Source organism: Marinobacter albus (assembly GCF_030238305.1).
GTDB lineage: Bacteria > Pseudomonadota > Gammaproteobacteria > Pseudomonadales > Oleiphilaceae > Marinobacter > Marinobacter albus.
The window spans coordinates 2,288,736-2,303,472 of sequence record NZ_JASSQD010000001.1; the positions used below are offsets into that span (position 1 = coordinate 2,288,736).

A 14,737-nucleotide genomic window follows, 5' to 3' on the forward strand; every position below is an offset into this window, starting at 1 on the left:
TCAGGACTGACTAGTTTTCCAGCCCGTGATCCTTAAGGAGAGCCAACAAGCCGGGCTCATCAAGAATCGGGACGTCGAGCTGTTCCGCTTTTGCAAGCTTGGAGCCCGCTGCCTCGCCAGCCACCACGCAGGCTGTCTTTTTGGACACGCTGCCGGCCACCTTGGCACCAAGACTTTCCAGCTTTTCCCTGGCTTCGTCCCTGGTCATTTCCGAGAGAGTCCCGGTCAGCACCCAGGTCTGCCCCTCCAACGGCTTGTCGCCTTCCGTCACCTCTTCCTGCTGCCACACGACCCCTGCGTCCTTCAGCGCGGCCAGCGTCTCCTGATTATGGGGCTGATTGAAGAAACTTCGGATGTGGCCGGCAACAATCGGCCCTACATCTGGCACCTGTTGCAGGGAATCCTCGTCTGCGGCAGCAATGGCCTCCAGACTACCGAAATGGGAGGCCAGGGATTTCGCGGTCGCCTCGCCGACCTCCCGTATACCCAGTGCATAGAGAAAACGCCAGAGCACTGGCGTACGGGACTTATCAATCGCGGCAATCAGGTTACTCGCTGATTTGTCGCCCATTCGCTCGAGACCTGTCAGGTCCTGCTTTTTCAACCGGTACAGGTCCGCGACCGTCTCCACAAGCTCGTGACCAACCAGAATGTCGATCCATTTATCCCCGAGGCCTTCAATGTCCAGCGCCTTTCTGGACGCGTAATGGCGGATCGCCTCCTTTCGCTGAGCCGGGCAGTAAAGTCCCCCGGAGCATCGGGCAACGGCTTCACCGTCAATCTGAATGACATCGGAATTACACACCGGACAGTGTTCCGGCAACTCTACTTCCCGAGCGTCGGCCGGTCGCTTCTCCGGGACCACCTTCACCACCTGGGGAATGACATCGCCTGCCCGACGGATGAATACGGTATCGCCGATACGGGCATCCAGCCGTCGGATTTCATCCATATTGTGCAAGGTGGCATTGCTTACGGTAACCCCACCAACGAAAACCGGCTTCAGACGTGCGACAGGGGTGACCGCCCCGGTCCGCCCGACCTGAAACTCCACGTCCTCAATGACGGTCAGCTCTTCCTGGGCAGGAAACTTATGCGCGATCGCCCAACGGGGTGCCCGCGACACAAACCCCAGCCTGTTCTGCTGTTCCAGGCTATTGACCTTGAAGACAATACCGTCGATTTCGTAGGGCAGAGAGTCCCGTTTTTCCATCAGCTCCCGGTAGGCCGCCAGACACTCCTCAACCCCTGAGGCCATGCGCATTTCCGGATTGATGCGGAATCCCCAGCTTTTGACCTGCTGCAGGCCCGCCCAGTGATTGTCGGGCAACAAGGTTTCGTCCGTCACAGCCACACTGTAGGCGCACATCTCCAGCGGGCGCTTGGCAGTAACCGTGGATTTTTTCTGACGCAGGCTTCCCGCGGCCGCATTTCGAGGATTCACGAACGTTTTTTCGCCCCGCTCGGACAACCGCCGATTAAGCTCCTCGAAACCAGCTTTAGGCATATACACTTCGCCTCTCACTTCAACCAGCTCTGGTATGTCATCGCCACGGAGTTTGAGCGGCACGGAAGGAATGGTCCGGATATTGGCTGTTATATCTTCCCCGGCATAGCCGTCGCCGCGGGTGGCCGCCGTCCGCAGAGCCCCATACTCGTAATGCAGGCTGACCGCCAGTCCATCCAGCTTGGGTTCGCAGACATACTGGATGTCCTCATCGGTTCCCAAGCGTTCGCGAACCCGACGGTCAAAGTCACGCAGCTCCTCTTCACTGAATGCATTATCCAGCGACAGCATCGGAATCCGGTGAACCACTTCGTCGAAACTGGTTTCAACGCTGCTGCCAACCCGCCGGGTTGGTGAGTCGTCGGAGGCCAGTCCCGGATAATTGGTTTCCAGTGCCTGGAGTTCCCGAAACAGCCGGTCATATTCCGCGTCGGGGATACGGGGATCATCGAGCACGTAATAGTGGTAGTTGTGATCCTCAATCAAAGACCGGAGTTCTTCGACACGCTGAACAATCTCGGGCGTGGCTTTGCTCATGGATATGCGCTCTCACCTGTCAAAAAAATGCCCGGAACAATCCGGGCATCGTTCGTCGATTTCTCGCTCTGGCGTCACACCCGCTGCGACCGCTGTTTGCGGTCAAATTCCCGGATACGTTGACGGCAATGCTCAATGGTTTGCGGGGTCATCACACTGCGACGCTCGTCTTTCAGTTCACCCCCCAGGTTTCGTACCACACATTGGGCGGTTTCGAGCATGAACTCAAAGGCCTGAAGCGCATTCGACGGGCCCGGCAGACTCATGAAGAAGCTGATACCCGGCGTCGTCAATCGGGGCATATCTGCCGGCTTGAACGTCCCCGGTTCAACAGCATTGGCAACACTGAACTGAACGGGACTGGTGGTATCTGCCGCTTCATGTCGGTGATAAATATCCATATCACCGTACTGAAGGCCGCAGGCTTCAAACAACTTCTTCAGGGCTACTCCGCTGAAATCCTCACCAGTGCGGGCAAGTACGTTGATCACAACCACTTCTCGAGCCTCCGGCCGGTTCGCGCCGGCAAGTGGCTGCCCCCCCTTAGGTTCGAAAGGATCACGGCGCGCCGTGTCTTCCTCAACTTCAGTGGTTACTGTTGGCGGCACCGCGCTCTCAGCAGGATCATCAGGCACCTCGACCGTGTCCTGATAGGTATCCGGAATATCACTGGCAGAAACCGTCCGGCGCTCTCCAAGAATACCGTCACCGGCCCCCTGATCCTCATCGGACGCCGTCCAGCCGGAGTCGGGCTCAGGGTACGCGTCATCGTGGGCCGAGAAACCCGATTCCCAGGGTGCCTCCTCCGATTCTGGCGCCGGCTCAGCAGGCCCTTCCGGCTGCTTCGGGCTGTGGTTGGCTGCCGTAACCGGGCGCGTCGGCTTGGGTTTCGGCGTTCCGAAACGGTCGGACCTTTCCCGCTTTACGTACCCCCGCTCTACCAGAGTGTCACGGGAGATTGTCCGGGCTCCGCCATTCGGCAGCTCCGGGTTGTAGTGGTCATCCAGTGGCGATTCCTTAAGTTCATCCGCCCCCATACCGGATGAGATAGCCATGGATTCCTTACGGGCACGACGGACACGGCGGATCCCGTCAATGACAATACCAATGATAACGAGGGTACCGATGGCGATTAACCATTCCCTAAGTGACATAGTCCTGCTGTCCTGTTTGCGGATCGGGTAACAGTGTTACTCTAAGAAAAGCCCGTAATGAATACAACGCGCAGCCGGGCCAGATGGCGTTATTGTCATCCTTGATGCTTTTATGCGCAGCACAAATACTCAGGCCTCCGCCAGCGCTGCAGCCTCCTCCACATCTACCGATACGAGGCGGGAACAGCCCGGCTCGTGCATAGTAACCCCCATAAGTTGATCGGCCAATTCCATGGCGATCTTGTTGTGGGTAATGTAGATGAATTGAACCTGTTTCGACATTTCCTTGACCATGTTGGCATAACGCCCAACGTTGGCGTCATCCAGCGGCGCATCTACCTCGTCCAGCATACAGAACGGGGCGGGATTGAGCTGGAAAATGGAAAAGACCAGGGCAATGGCGGTCAACGCCTTCTCTCCACCGGAAAGCAGATGGATCGTGCTGTTTTTCTTGCCCGGCGGACGGGCCATGATCGCAACACCCGTTTCCAGCAAATCCTCTCCGGTCAGCTCAAGGTAAGCATTACCGCCTCCGAATACCTTCGGAAAGAGGGCCTGTAGGCCTCCGTTAACCTGGTCGAAGGTTTCCTTGAAGCGCTGACGGGTTTCCCGGTCAATCTTGCGGATCGCATTGTCCAGGGTCTCCAGCGCTTCCATCAGGTCGTCATTCTGACTGTCCAGGTAAGTTTTTCGTTCACTCTGAACCTGGTATTCCTCAATCGCGGCCAGGTTTATAGCGCCAAGCCTCTGAATCCGGCTGCCTATTTTTTCCAGCTCGTCCGCCCAGTCCTTTTCGTTTGCACCTTCCGGCAACTGCTCCAGGACTTCCTGGAGCTTAACGTCCAGCTCCTGGAGCTGCTCGATGTGATTGCCAGATCGAATTTCCAGCGCCTGGGACTCCATTTTGAGCTTTTCCAGTTTTGACCGTACTTCCTGTATCTCGTGGTCAATCCGGCTGCGGCCCTGCTCTTTCTCCCGCACCTCGCGATCAATCTCTTCGAGCGCGTCCCGGGCCGCGCCGAGCTTGTCCTCCTCCGCCAGGCGCCGGTCCAACAGACCTTCGAGCTGCATCTGGAGGTCTTCGATGGGTTCTTCCGCACTTTCCCGGGATTCCCGCAGAATCTCCAGGCGCTCCTCAATCCTTTCTTTCTGCAACTGCATGCGCTCGATAGTCTGTTTTAGACCATCCCGCTGACTGTTCAAGGACTGCAACTGGAGCTGTAACTGGTGGGCATGATCCCGATCATGGCGGGCATCGTGCCTGAGGCGATCAAGGTTTTCCCGCAGGCCGTCCCGCTGTTCCAGCAGCTGTTCCTTCTCCTCATCGCTGTCTTCGGTGGAGGCCAGCGCCTGCTGCCACTCTTCCCGGGCTTCCCGCAAGCTCTCTTCCTGGCTCTCGAGGTTGAGAGAAACGTCCGACAGATCTTCACGAATACTCTGCAAGCGGGCATTAATCTGTTCCGCCCGCGCCCTGAGCCCGCTGATTCTCGAAGACAACCCGCTCAGCTCCCGCTCGGCATCACTGAGACTTGCCTGAGCATCATCGCGGGCCGACTCGGCCCGTTCAACCCGCTCCTGGAGACCGTCCAGCCGTTCGCTGGCCAGGGCCAGGGACTCTTCAGCCCGGGCAAGCTGCGAGTCCAATTCACTCACCTTTTTCTGGCGTTCGATAACACCAACCTGACCAGCATCGGAATCAGGCATCAGCACCCAGTCACGGGACACCCAGACCCCGTCCGGCGTGATAACGCTTTCGCACTCCTCCAGTTCTGAGCGCATGCCCAGCGCATCCGAGAGAGTCTCAACCGCACGGATACCCGCCATGAGAGCCGCCACGGCCGGAACGCCAGATACCTTGGCTGCCAGGCCACTGCTCGTGGAGACGCTGACCGGTTCACCGCCGGCATCAACCAGGGCCAGACCTTTCGGTGCAGAACCCATGGCCCCTGAAAGATGATCGATTCCCGGCAACGACAGACCGTGTGTGAATCGTCCAATCACCTGCTCCACGGCAAATTCCCAGCCGTTCTCAATGCGTAACTGGCTGGCGACACGAGGTGTATCCGTCAACCCATGTTCGGACAACCAGCTCTGTAGCGCATCGTCCTGACCGCCAAGCTGTTCATCCAGCAGGGCCTGCTGCGACTCCAGTGATGCCCGAAGGCTTTGAACCCGCTGGCGCTCCTCACCTGCAGCCTGTTCCGCCTCACGCTGCTCCTGTCTCGCTTCGTACAAGTCTTCCTGGATGCTCGCAATACGCTCCGACGCTTCCTCCCTCTGCAACTCCAGGGTTTCCTGCTGTTCCTGCAGTTCCTCAAGTTCAGCCCGGTCCATCTGGCCATCCAGCAACGCCTGTTCATCCTCCAGCTTTCGATAGCGGCCCCGAAGCTGTTCGATAGCATCTTCCAGCGACCGGATGCGGGATTGGGACAACTCGGCCTGACGCCGCGCATCCGAAGACCGGCTGCTGAAATCTTCCCATTTCTGCTGCCACTCACTCATGGCCTCTTCCGCCATTTGCAGTTTTTCGCCGGATTCCTCCGATCGCAATGCCAGCGCTTCCTGCTCCGGTTCCATCATGTTGAGCTCTTCCTGGATCCCGGACAGCTTGTCCTCGTCCTGCTCAAGTTCCCGGGCCAGTTCGCGTTGATTGGCCATGGCCTGATCAAGCTCGGCGGCAGTCTGGCGACTTCGCTCGCGCTGGTGCTCCAGGCTCTGTTCTATTCGGGCAATGTCCGCGCCCGCTTCGTAGTAACGGGCCTGGGCCTTATTGAAATGCTCGGTCCGGTCAAGGTGATTCTCTCGCAGGGACTCCAGCGAGGTCTCGAGATTCACCCGCTCGGTCAGCCGTTTTTCAAGCTCCAGCTCTGTGTCCCGGATTCTGGCCCGCCACGTTTGCAGGTCATTATCGAGCGATTGCCAGCGCAGAACCGTGAGTTCCGCTTTCTTCTGACGTTCCTCATGCTTGTACGCCTTATATTTCTCAGCGGCGGCTGCCTGGCGCTCAAGGTGCTGAAGTTGCCGGCCCAGCTCATCGCGAAGGTCCGTAAGGCGTTCGAGGTTCTCCTGGGTACGGCGGATCCGGTTTTCGGTTTCCCGGCGGCGCTCCTTGTACTTTGAAATACCGGCCGCTTCTTCAATGTAAATCCGAAGCTCTTCCGGCTTTGCCTCGATCAGCCGGGAAATCATGCCCTGCTCAATGATGGCGTAGCTGCGGGGCCCGAGACCGGTGCCGAGGAAAAGATCCGTGATATCCCGACGGCGGCACTTGGACCCGTTCAGGAAATACTCCGACTGCCCTTCTCGGGAGACCCTACGGCGCACGGAGATCTCGTTAAAACGAACAAATTCGCCGGGCGCGGATCCGTCGCTGTTATCGAAAACCAGCTCGATCGAGGCCTGACCGACCGGTTTCCGAGCGCTGGACCCGTTGAAAATAACGTCAGTCATGGATTCGCCGCGCAGGTATTTTGCGGAGCTTTCGCCCATAACCCAGCGAACGGCGTCAATGATATTGGATTTGCCACAACCGTTGGGACCGACGACCGCAGTCATGTTGGAAGGGAACGGCACGGTTGTCGGATCAACGAACGATTTGAAACCGGATAATTTGATGGACTTCAGGCGCATATCAGGCGCTCGCCTCCTCCCTGAGAATGGTCAAAACCTGTTGCCGCTGATGCTCGCCAAACGCCTGGATCACCGATTGCAGTCGAGCCGAATCGTCACTGACTGCAGCGTCGGCAAGTTGCCTGAAAAACGTCGCGGTTTCAGCAATTTCATCCCGGAAATTTTCGAGAGCAACGAAATAGGTCCGACTGATGGCCGGCCGGAAATTTTCGAGAGTTTCTTCCAGAAACGGGTTATCGACCAGACCGTAGGCATAGCGCATGACTCCGAAGCCTGCATCAATTACCTTTTCGGCGGCATCTGCGCCGGTGGAATTGAGCGCATCAATGACGGCCTGGAGCTCCTTCACCTGGCCCATGACACCCCCGAGATCGGCACCTGACCATCGCTCAAGGACCTTTCGTCCGAGCATGCATAGCAGATCAATGTAGATGTCGTAGAGGCTGTTGACGCTTTCTGGTGTCAGCTTGGAGACAACAGCGCCGCGCCGGGGAAATATCTCAATCAGGTGCCGCCGCTCAAGAATCAGCAGCGCTTCACGAACAGAGCCACGGCTGACATTGAGCTCGCCGGCCACCTTGAGTTCCTGAATTCGTTCACCAGGCTTCAGATCCCGGGTAACGATCCGCTGGCCAAGGTGCTGGGCAATTTGTTCAGACAGACTTTCCGGGGCCTGAAACCTCATAAATCGGGTCGCTCACTTCTGCAGACGGCGTAGGTACAAGCGCAAGAGTTTACCACAGGCATCCGTCAGCCCAATCCCTTTCCCGACATTTGCGCACGCTATCGCAAGTGGGCGGCAAATGCCTGCCGCTAAATTGACAGAGAGCACGCTCGCCCGGCCTTTGTTTTCACGTTATCTACAGACCAAAACGGGAGGCAATTGTTTTTTTTATATCTTTTTATAGGACGGCACGTTTAGTGCTTAATTGCGTGGGGTGCACGGTAACGCCCTAAATCTTAACGACAGAGTGAGCTTAGTGAAACACATTCCTTCCCTTCAACGACCTGTCTCGCAGGCCCGTATACTTGCCGCGCTACGGCAGGCCCGGGAGGATTGGCACAATCCTTCGGATGTTCTCACAAGACTCGCCCGCCGTCTGTCTACAACACTCTCGCTCGAGACCCAGCTTGGCATTCTGGCAGAGGAACTGGCAGATATCGTGCCTTTCGATTCTCTCCACTACCGGCACCGAATTGCCCGTGAGGACTTCGTCTTCGCCACTGGCCTGGGCGGGCAGCACCGGTGCGAATACCGGCTGAATCTGGAGGGCGTTTCCTACGGCGTGCTCACCCTGTATCGCCGGAAGAAGTTCGCTGACGAGGAACTGGAGGGCGTCGAAACCATTCTGGGCACCGCAATCTGCCCTCTGCGCAATGCCTGCCAGTACATCACCATCGAAAAAGCCTCCCTGACTGACGCGCTGACCGGAATCCCCAATAAGCGGGCGCTGGACGAAGCCCTGCTCCGTTCAAGCCAGCTGTCCGACAGGCACAGTGACGAGTACTCGCTCGTCCTCTGCGATCTGGATCACTTCAAGTCGGTCAACGACAACCATGGCCACGTGGTGGGCGATCACCTGTTGCAGATGGCCGCGGAGTGTCTCGAACGGTCAGTTCGAACCTCTGACAGCGTCTACCGTTTCGGCGGGGAGGAGTTTGCGGTCCTGCTCCCCCATACCGGAGAGCAAGGTGCGAAAGATGTGGCAGAGAGGATCAGGGAAGCAATCACCGGGATTGTTGTTGATTGCGGGGATGCGAAGCTTTCCGTAACTACAAGCTGTGGCGTTGCCATGCACCTCAAGGGGGAAGCGCCCGGGCAATGGCTGGCCCGGGCAGATGACGCGCTCTATCAGGCGAAACGTCAGGGTCGAAATTGCACGCGAGTCTTCGCTGCCATCCGTTAGAAACTACTTTCGCGGCCCTCTCTTCTTGCCAGCGGCATCCTTTCCGGATGCTTTCGGCGGGCCAGAATCGCTGACCTGCCAGCGGCTACCACTGCGTTTCTGGCTCCGGCCGGGGCTTTTCCTGCGCTGACGATCCTGCGCAGCCTTCTCGTTTGGTGTCTTCTGGGGAATCTCGACCGGGGCCAGATCCACAGTCCGGCTGAGGATATCGACAGCTTTCTGGTCAAGCTCTTCCCACTTACCCAGGGTCAACCGACTGGGCAGAAAAATCGGGCCGTAACGCACGCGCTTCAGGCGACTGACCCGCACGCCCTGGGACTCCCAAAGTCGGCGAACCTCCCGATTACGCCCTTCAAGAAGAGTCACGTGAAACCAGCGGTTCATGCCGCTACCACCCGCGGGACTGATGTCCGTGAATTTCGCCATGCCGTCTTCAAGGAGAACACCCTCCATCAGGCGCTCAAGCATGGCGTCATCGACTTCCCCGAAAATACGAACCGCGTACTCCCGGTCGATCTGGCGGGATGGATGCATCAGCCGGTTGGCCAGTTCACCGTCGGTGGTGAACATAACGAGTCCGGTGGTGTTGATATCCAGCCGGCCTATGGAAATCCAGCGATGGTCCTTCAGACGAGGCAGGCGGTCGAAAACCGTTGGCCGACCCTCCGGATCCTTACGCGTCGTCACCTCGCCTTCAGGCTTGTTGTATATCAACACCCGGCGAACAACCTCGGCTGCACCGGAGACATCCAGCCGCTTTCCATCCAGCTCAAACCGGTCTTCAGGCGTCGCCTTTTGTCCAGGCGAGACCGCGTGCCCATTAACCGTAAGGCGCCCCGCTTCCATCCAGCCTTCTATTTCACGCCGGGAACCGGCTCCCACGCGGGCCAGGAGTTTCTGTATGCGCTCCGGACCACCTTCGCTGGCTTTCTCCACGACCGGTCTGGCCGCCTTTTTCGGGCGTTCTGAACCCATTGATAAATCCTTAGTAACTGCCTGAGACCTTGATGGTTTCAGTGAAGTGTCTGCTCATCCGAGTCGCCGGAAGCCGGGGACTCGAATTCAATTTCCGCCTGCATATTCTTTTCAATCTCACGGCCGATCTCTTCCAGATCCCGCACTTCCGACAGTGGCGGCAACTGGTCCAGTCCAACGAGGTTGAAATAGTCCAGAAACTGTTTGGTTGTGGCGTACATGGCCGGGCGGCCCGGCACATCCCGATGCCCCACAACGCGCACCCACTCTCGCTCAAGAAGTGTTCGGATGATATTGCTGCTTACCGTGACACCCCGAATGTCCTCGATCTCGCCGCGCGTGATTGGTTGCCGGTACGCAATGAGCGCCAGGGTCTCTAACAGGGCGCGGGAGTAGCGCTGCGGTTTTTCCTCGAACAGCCGGCCGACCCAGGGGGCGTATTCCTCCCTAACCTGGAGGCGATAGCCACTGGCAACTTTTTTCAGCTCGAAGCCCCTGCCCTCGCAGGCGGACTCGAGAAGCATCATCACATGTTCCATAACCTGCCGGGCCGGACGCTCGTCCTCGGCAAACAGTTCGCGCAGCTGTTCGAGGGAAAGCGGCTTTCCGGCAGTCAGCAGCGCCGCTTCGGTGATGGCCTGAATACGTAAAAGATGCTCTTCATTCATAACGGTTATCCGCTTCCCCCACTGCTGTCGTTACCGGCCGGAGGCCACAATCAACTGACCGCCCGGGCCCGAACATGAATCGGCCCCAGAACTTCCGCCTGCACCACCTCTATCAACTGCTCCTTGACCAGCTCCAGGGCTGCCAGGAAGGTCACCACCACGCCCAGCTTGCCCTCCTCCGGCGTGAACAGACTTTCGAACGATACGAAATGATCGTCCTGAAGCACTGACAGGATGGCCGACATCCGCTCACGGGTGGACAACCTCTCCCGCTCCACGTGGTGGCTCGTGAACAGGTCCGCGCGCTGCAAGACCCCCTGCAGCGCCAGCAGCATCTCCCGGAGATCCACATCCGGGTGTGGCTGACTGGAAGGCAGCTTGGGCAACGCCACGGAGGCCAAAAAGTTGTCCCGCTCCAGGCGGGGAATCTCGTCGATATCTTCGGCAGCTTTCTTGAACCGTTCGTACTGCTGCAACCGGCGAATCAATTCAGCCCGCGGATCAATTTCCTCCTCGTCGTCACTCTCCTGGCGCGGCAACAGCATGCGCGATTTGATCTCGGCCAGCGTCGCTGCCATCACCAGGTATTCAGCGGCGAGTTCAAAGCGCATGGCTTCAACCGCCCCGATGTAATCCATGTACTGACGGGTAATTTCACTGACATCAATGTCCAGAATGTTCATATTCTGGCGGCGGATGAGGTAAAGCAACAGATCCAGGGGCCCCTCGAAGGCTTCGAGGAACACCGCCAGCGCATCGGGTGGGATGTAAAGATCCTTCGGCAGATCAACAACCGGTTTCCCCGAGACGCGGGCGAGGGCCGCCGAGTCTGCGGCTCCCTCCTCTGTACCTGGCACGGCCGTGCCGGTCGACTCATCCGTCATACGCTTCTCCTCGGAAACCGATCGCTGGCCTCACATCCACACTCTCTGAGCCAGACTAGCGGTAATGCAGCCCCATCGCAGCGCGCACTTCCTCCAGGGTATCCCGGGCCGCGTCACGCGCATGTTCCCGCCCTTCCTGCAGGATTGAATGGACCAGGTCGGGATTGCCCTCATACTCACGAGCACGCTCATGCAGGGGCCGCTGTTCCTCGACGATGGCATCAATAAGAGGCTTTTTACAGTCAAGGCAGCCAATCCCGGCACTCCGACAGCCGTGCTGCACCCAATCCTGGGTATCGGCGTCGGAGTAGATCTTGTGCATGTCCCAGACCGGACACTTGTCGGGATCACCGGGATCGGTCCGGCGCACCCGCTGTGGATCCGTCTGCATGGTCCGGATTTTCTGGGCCACGCTGTCCGGTTCTTCACGCAGACCTATGTAGTTGTTGTAGGACTTGGACATCTTCTGGCCATCCAGACCCGGCATCTTGGACTCGGGCGTGAGCAGCGGCTGGGGTTCCGGCAGAATGACCTTACCGCCACCCTCGATGTAACCATACAGGCGCTCGCGGTCACCCAGAGAGATGTTTTGCTGCTCTTTCAGCAGCGCCCGGGCCGTCTCGAGAGCCTCAAGATCGCCCTCCTCCTGATATCGCTTCTTGAGGGTCCGGTAGAGCTTCGCGTTCTTCTTGCCCATCTTCACGATGGCGCCTTCGGCCTGCTCTTCGAAGCCGGGCTCACGACCGTAGAGGTGGTTGAAGCGACGGGCAATTTCCCGAGTGATCTCTACGTGGGACACCTGATCGGCGCCAACCGGCACCTTACCGGCGCGATACACCAGGATATCGGCGCTCTGCAGCAACGGATAACCCAGAAAACCGTAGGTCGCGAGGTCTTTTTCGCGGAGCTTCTCCTGCTGGTCCTTGAAGGTGGGCACCCGCTCCAGCCAGCCCAGCGGCGTAATCATCGACAGCAACAGGTGGAGCTCGGCATGCTCGGGCACCTGGGACTGGATAAACATGGTCGATGACCCGGGATTGACGCCGGCAGCAAGCCAGTCGATCACCATATCCCAGACGCTCTGCTCAATCCCGGAGGGATCGTCGTAATCAGTGGTGAGCGCGTGCCAATCGGCGACGAAGAAAAAGCACTCGAACTCGTGCTGGAGTTTCACCCAGTTTTTCAGCACACCGTGGTAGTGACCAAGGTGAAGCTTGCCGGTCGGACGCATGCCGGACAGAACCCTTTGCTGGGAATCTACAGAACTCAAAGCACGAACTCCTTATTTTGAATGGGAACCGCCATCATAGTTCAGGCGACCCGGCATTATAAATAAAAAACCCCCGCTCTGCAGGGCAGAAACGGGGGTTTCCTGAAAGAAGACCGACTTACCAGCCAGTTGCTTCCTTCAAAGCCTTGCCGATTTCGGCCAGGCTGCGCACGGTTTTAACACCGGCATCGTTCAGGGCGGCAAACTTCTCGTCGGCCGTGCCCTTACCACCAGAGATGATGGCGCCGGCGTGACCCATACGCTTGCCTGGAGGCGCAGTTACACCGGCGATGTAGGAAACCACCGGCTTCGTTACGTTCTCCTTGATGAAAGCGGCCGCTTCCTCTTCCGCGGTACCGCCGATCTCACCGATCATGACGATAGCTTCGGTCTGCGGATCGTCCTGCAACAGCTTCAGGATATCGATGAAGTTGGAGCCCGGGATCGGGTCGCCACCGATACCGATGCAGGTGGACTGACCATAACCGAAGTCTGTGGTCTGCTTGACCGCTTCGTAAGTCAGCGTACCGGAACGGGACACGATGCCCACTTTGCCCGGCTTGTGAATGTGACCGGGCATGATGCCGATCTTGCACTCACCCGGAGTGATCACACCCGGACAGTTCGGACCGATCATACGAACGCCTTTACGATCAACGTATTCTTTGGCGTACAGCATGTCGATGGTCGGGATGCCCTCGGTGATGCAGACAATCAGCTGGATGCCAGCGTCAGCAGCTTCGATGATCGCATCCTTACAGAACGGAGCCGGTACATAGATAACGGTAGCTTCTGCGCCGGTCTTCTCGACCGCCTCACGGACCGTGTTGAACACGGGCAAGCCCAAATGCTCGGTACCGCCCTTGCCCGGGCTTACGCCGCCAACCATCTTGGTGCCGTATTCAATCGCCTGCTCGGAGTGGAAGGTACCCTGTGCGCCGGTAAAGCCCTGGCAGATAACCTTGGTGTCTTTGTTGATCAGGATGCTCATTATTTACCCCCTGCGGCTTTAACGACTTGCTCTGCGGCGTTAGCCAGGCTGGTAGCCGCGATGATGTTCAGGCCACTTTCCTGGAGTACCTGCGTGCCCTTCTCGGCGTTGTTGCCTTCAAGACGAACAACAACCGGCACTTTGACACCCACTTCCTTGACCGCACCGATGATGCCCTCTGCGATCATGTCGCAGCGAACGATGCCGCCGAAGATATTAACCAGAACGGCCTGTACGTTGTCGTCAGACAGGATGATCTTGAACGCTTCGGATACGCGCTCTTTGGTCGCACCGCCGCCAACGTCCAGGAAGTTGGCAGGCTGGCCGCCGGACAGCTTGATGATGTCCATGGTACCCATGGCAAGGCCCGCACCGTTGACCATGCAGCCGATGTTACCTTCCAGTGCCACGTAGTTGAGTTCCCACCTGGCGGCTTCGGCTTCCCGGGAATCTTCCTGGGACGGATCGTGCATTTCATGGATTTTCTTCTGACGGTACAGCGCATTGCCGTCTACGCCGATCTTGGCGTCGAGGCAGTGCAAATCACCGGCCGGGGTGATAACCAGCGGGTTGATCTCGAGCAGAGCCAGGTCGCGCTCCTCGAAAAGCTTCGCCAGACCCAGGAAGATCTTGGTGAACTGACCGATCTGCTTGCCTTCGAGCCCCAGTTTGAATGCCAGCTCACGGCCCTGGTACGGCTGTGCGCCAACCAGCGGATCGATTTCGGCCTTGAGGATCTTTTCCGGCGTTTCTTCGGCAACCTGCTCAATCTCGACCCCACCTTCAGTGGAAGCCATGAACACGATGCGACGGGTGCCACGATCGACAACGGCGCCCAGGTAAAGCTCCTGGTCGATGTCAGTGAGGGATTCAACCAGAATCTTGCTGACCGGCTGGCCGTGCTCGTCGGTCTGGTAGGTTACCAGGTTCTTGCCCAGCCACTTCTCGGCAAACTCACGAATCTCGTCTTTGCTTTTGACCAGCTTTACGCCGCCAGCCTTACCACGTCCACCCGCGTGAACCTGTGCTTTGACTACCCATGCGTCACCGCCGATTTCGGTAGCGGCCGCTACGGCCTCTTGAGGGGTATCACAGGCAACGCCCTCGGATACTGGCAGGCCATACTCAGCGAAAAGCTGTTTGCCCTGATATTCATGCAAATTCATAGTTAATGTCCCGCTTATTGATGGAGGATAACCACATACGGAAATGAA

At 58.1% G+C, this 14,737-nt stretch carries 11 protein-coding genes; 1 reads left to right on the plus strand and 10 read right to left on the minus strand.

Going from position 1 to position 14,737, the window contains the following annotated elements; all coding sequences use genetic code 11:
* Positions 1 to 10: 10 nt before the first annotated feature.
* From ligA to QQF73_RS10660, 4 genes are all read right to left on the minus strand, one after another.
* Positions 11 to 2,044: an NAD-dependent DNA ligase LigA gene (gene ligA, locus QQF73_RS10645; RefSeq protein ID WP_219865490.1), complete on the minus strand. Its 2,034-nt coding sequence runs from the start codon at positions 2,042 to 2,044 to the stop codon at positions 11 to 13.
* A gap of 74 nt (positions 2,045 to 2,118) precedes the next feature.
* On the minus strand, positions 2,119 to 3,198 hold the full coding sequence (gene zipA / locus QQF73_RS10650; protein WP_285368192.1) for a cell division protein ZipA: 1,080 nt from the start codon (positions 3,196 to 3,198) through the stop codon (positions 2,119 to 2,121).
* Between the two features lie 129 nt (positions 3,199 to 3,327).
* Positions 3,328 to 6,828: a chromosome segregation protein SMC gene (smc, locus tag QQF73_RS10655; protein ID WP_219865488.1), complete on the minus strand. Its 3,501-nt coding sequence runs from the start codon at positions 6,826 to 6,828 to the stop codon at positions 3,328 to 3,330.
* Position 6,829: 1 nt separating this feature from the next.
* On the minus strand, positions 6,830 to 7,513 hold the full coding sequence (locus QQF73_RS10660; RefSeq protein WP_219865487.1) for a GntR family transcriptional regulator: 684 nt from the start codon (positions 7,511 to 7,513) through the stop codon (positions 6,830 to 6,832).
* Between the two features lie 295 nt (positions 7,514 to 7,808).
* Between QQF73_RS10660 and QQF73_RS10665 the strand changes: the two genes are divergently transcribed.
* Entirely contained in the window at positions 7,809 to 8,735 is a 927-nt protein-coding gene (locus QQF73_RS10665) for a GGDEF domain-containing protein (RefSeq protein WP_285368193.1), read from the plus strand.
* Between the two features lie 3 nt (positions 8,736 to 8,738).
* Here the strand turns inward: QQF73_RS10665 and rluB are convergent, their stop codons facing one another.
* From rluB to sucC, 6 genes are all read right to left on the minus strand, one after another.
* Positions 8,739 to 9,710: a 23S rRNA pseudouridine(2605) synthase RluB gene (gene rluB / locus QQF73_RS10670; RefSeq protein ID WP_219865485.1), complete on the minus strand. Its 972-nt coding sequence runs from the start codon at positions 9,708 to 9,710 to the stop codon at positions 8,739 to 8,741.
* A 38-nt stretch (positions 9,711 to 9,748) separates the two neighbouring features.
* Positions 9,749 to 10,378: an SMC-Scp complex subunit ScpB gene (gene scpB / locus QQF73_RS10675; protein WP_219865484.1), complete on the minus strand. Its 630-nt coding sequence runs from the start codon at positions 10,376 to 10,378 to the stop codon at positions 9,749 to 9,751.
* Positions 10,379 to 10,428: 50 nt separating this feature from the next.
* Positions 10,429 to 11,262: a segregation and condensation protein A gene (locus QQF73_RS10680; protein WP_285368194.1), complete on the minus strand. Its 834-nt coding sequence runs from the start codon at positions 11,260 to 11,262 to the stop codon at positions 10,429 to 10,431.
* A 55-nt stretch (positions 11,263 to 11,317) separates the two neighbouring features.
* The gene (locus QQF73_RS10685) at positions 11,318 to 12,532 is read right to left on the minus strand and encodes a tryptophan--tRNA ligase (RefSeq protein WP_219865482.1); all 1,215 of its coding nucleotides are present in this window, start codon (positions 12,530 to 12,532) and stop codon (positions 11,318 to 11,320) included.
* Between the two features lie 118 nt (positions 12,533 to 12,650).
* The gene (gene sucD / locus QQF73_RS10690) at positions 12,651 to 13,523 is read right to left on the minus strand and encodes a succinate--CoA ligase subunit alpha (protein WP_219865481.1); all 873 of its coding nucleotides are present in this window, start codon (positions 13,521 to 13,523) and stop codon (positions 12,651 to 12,653) included.
* Positions 13,523 to 14,689: an ADP-forming succinate--CoA ligase subunit beta gene (gene sucC, locus QQF73_RS10695; protein ID WP_219865480.1), complete on the minus strand. Its 1,167-nt coding sequence runs from the start codon at positions 14,687 to 14,689 to the stop codon at positions 13,523 to 13,525. The genes sucD and sucC overlap by 1 nt, the downstream gene beginning before the upstream one ends.
* Positions 14,690 to 14,737: the final 48 nt, after the last annotated feature.

Coding starts and splice junctions, on each gene's coding strand:
- sucC (WP_219865480.1), bottom strand. CDS start 14,689: ATGAATTTGCATGAATATCAGGGCAAACAGCTTTTCGCTGAGTATGGC.
- sucD (WP_219865481.1), bottom strand. CDS start 13,523: ATGAGCATCCTGATCAACAAAGACACCAAGGTTATCTGCCAGGGCTTT.
- smc (WP_219865488.1), bottom strand. CDS start 6,828: ATGCGCCTGAAGTCCATCAAATTATCCGGTTTCAAATCGTTCGTTGAT.
- rluB (WP_219865485.1), bottom strand. CDS start 9,710: ATGGGTTCAGAACGCCCGAAAAAGGCGGCCAGACCGGTCGTGGAGAAA.
- QQF73_RS10660 (WP_219865487.1), bottom strand. CDS start 7,513: ATGAGGTTTCAGGCCCCGGAAAGTCTGTCTGAACAAATTGCCCAGCAC.
- QQF73_RS10680 (WP_285368194.1), bottom strand. CDS start 11,262: ATGACGGATGAGTCGACCGGCACGGCCGTGCCAGGTACAGAGGAGGGA.
- scpB (WP_219865484.1), bottom strand. CDS start 10,378: ATGAATGAAGAGCATCTTTTACGTATTCAGGCCATCACCGAAGCGGCG.
- ligA (WP_219865490.1), bottom strand. CDS start 2,044: ATGAGCAAAGCCACGCCCGAGATTGTTCAGCGTGTCGAAGAACTCCGG.
- zipA (WP_285368192.1), bottom strand. CDS start 3,198: ATGTCACTTAGGGAATGGTTAATCGCCATCGGTACCCTCGTTATCATT.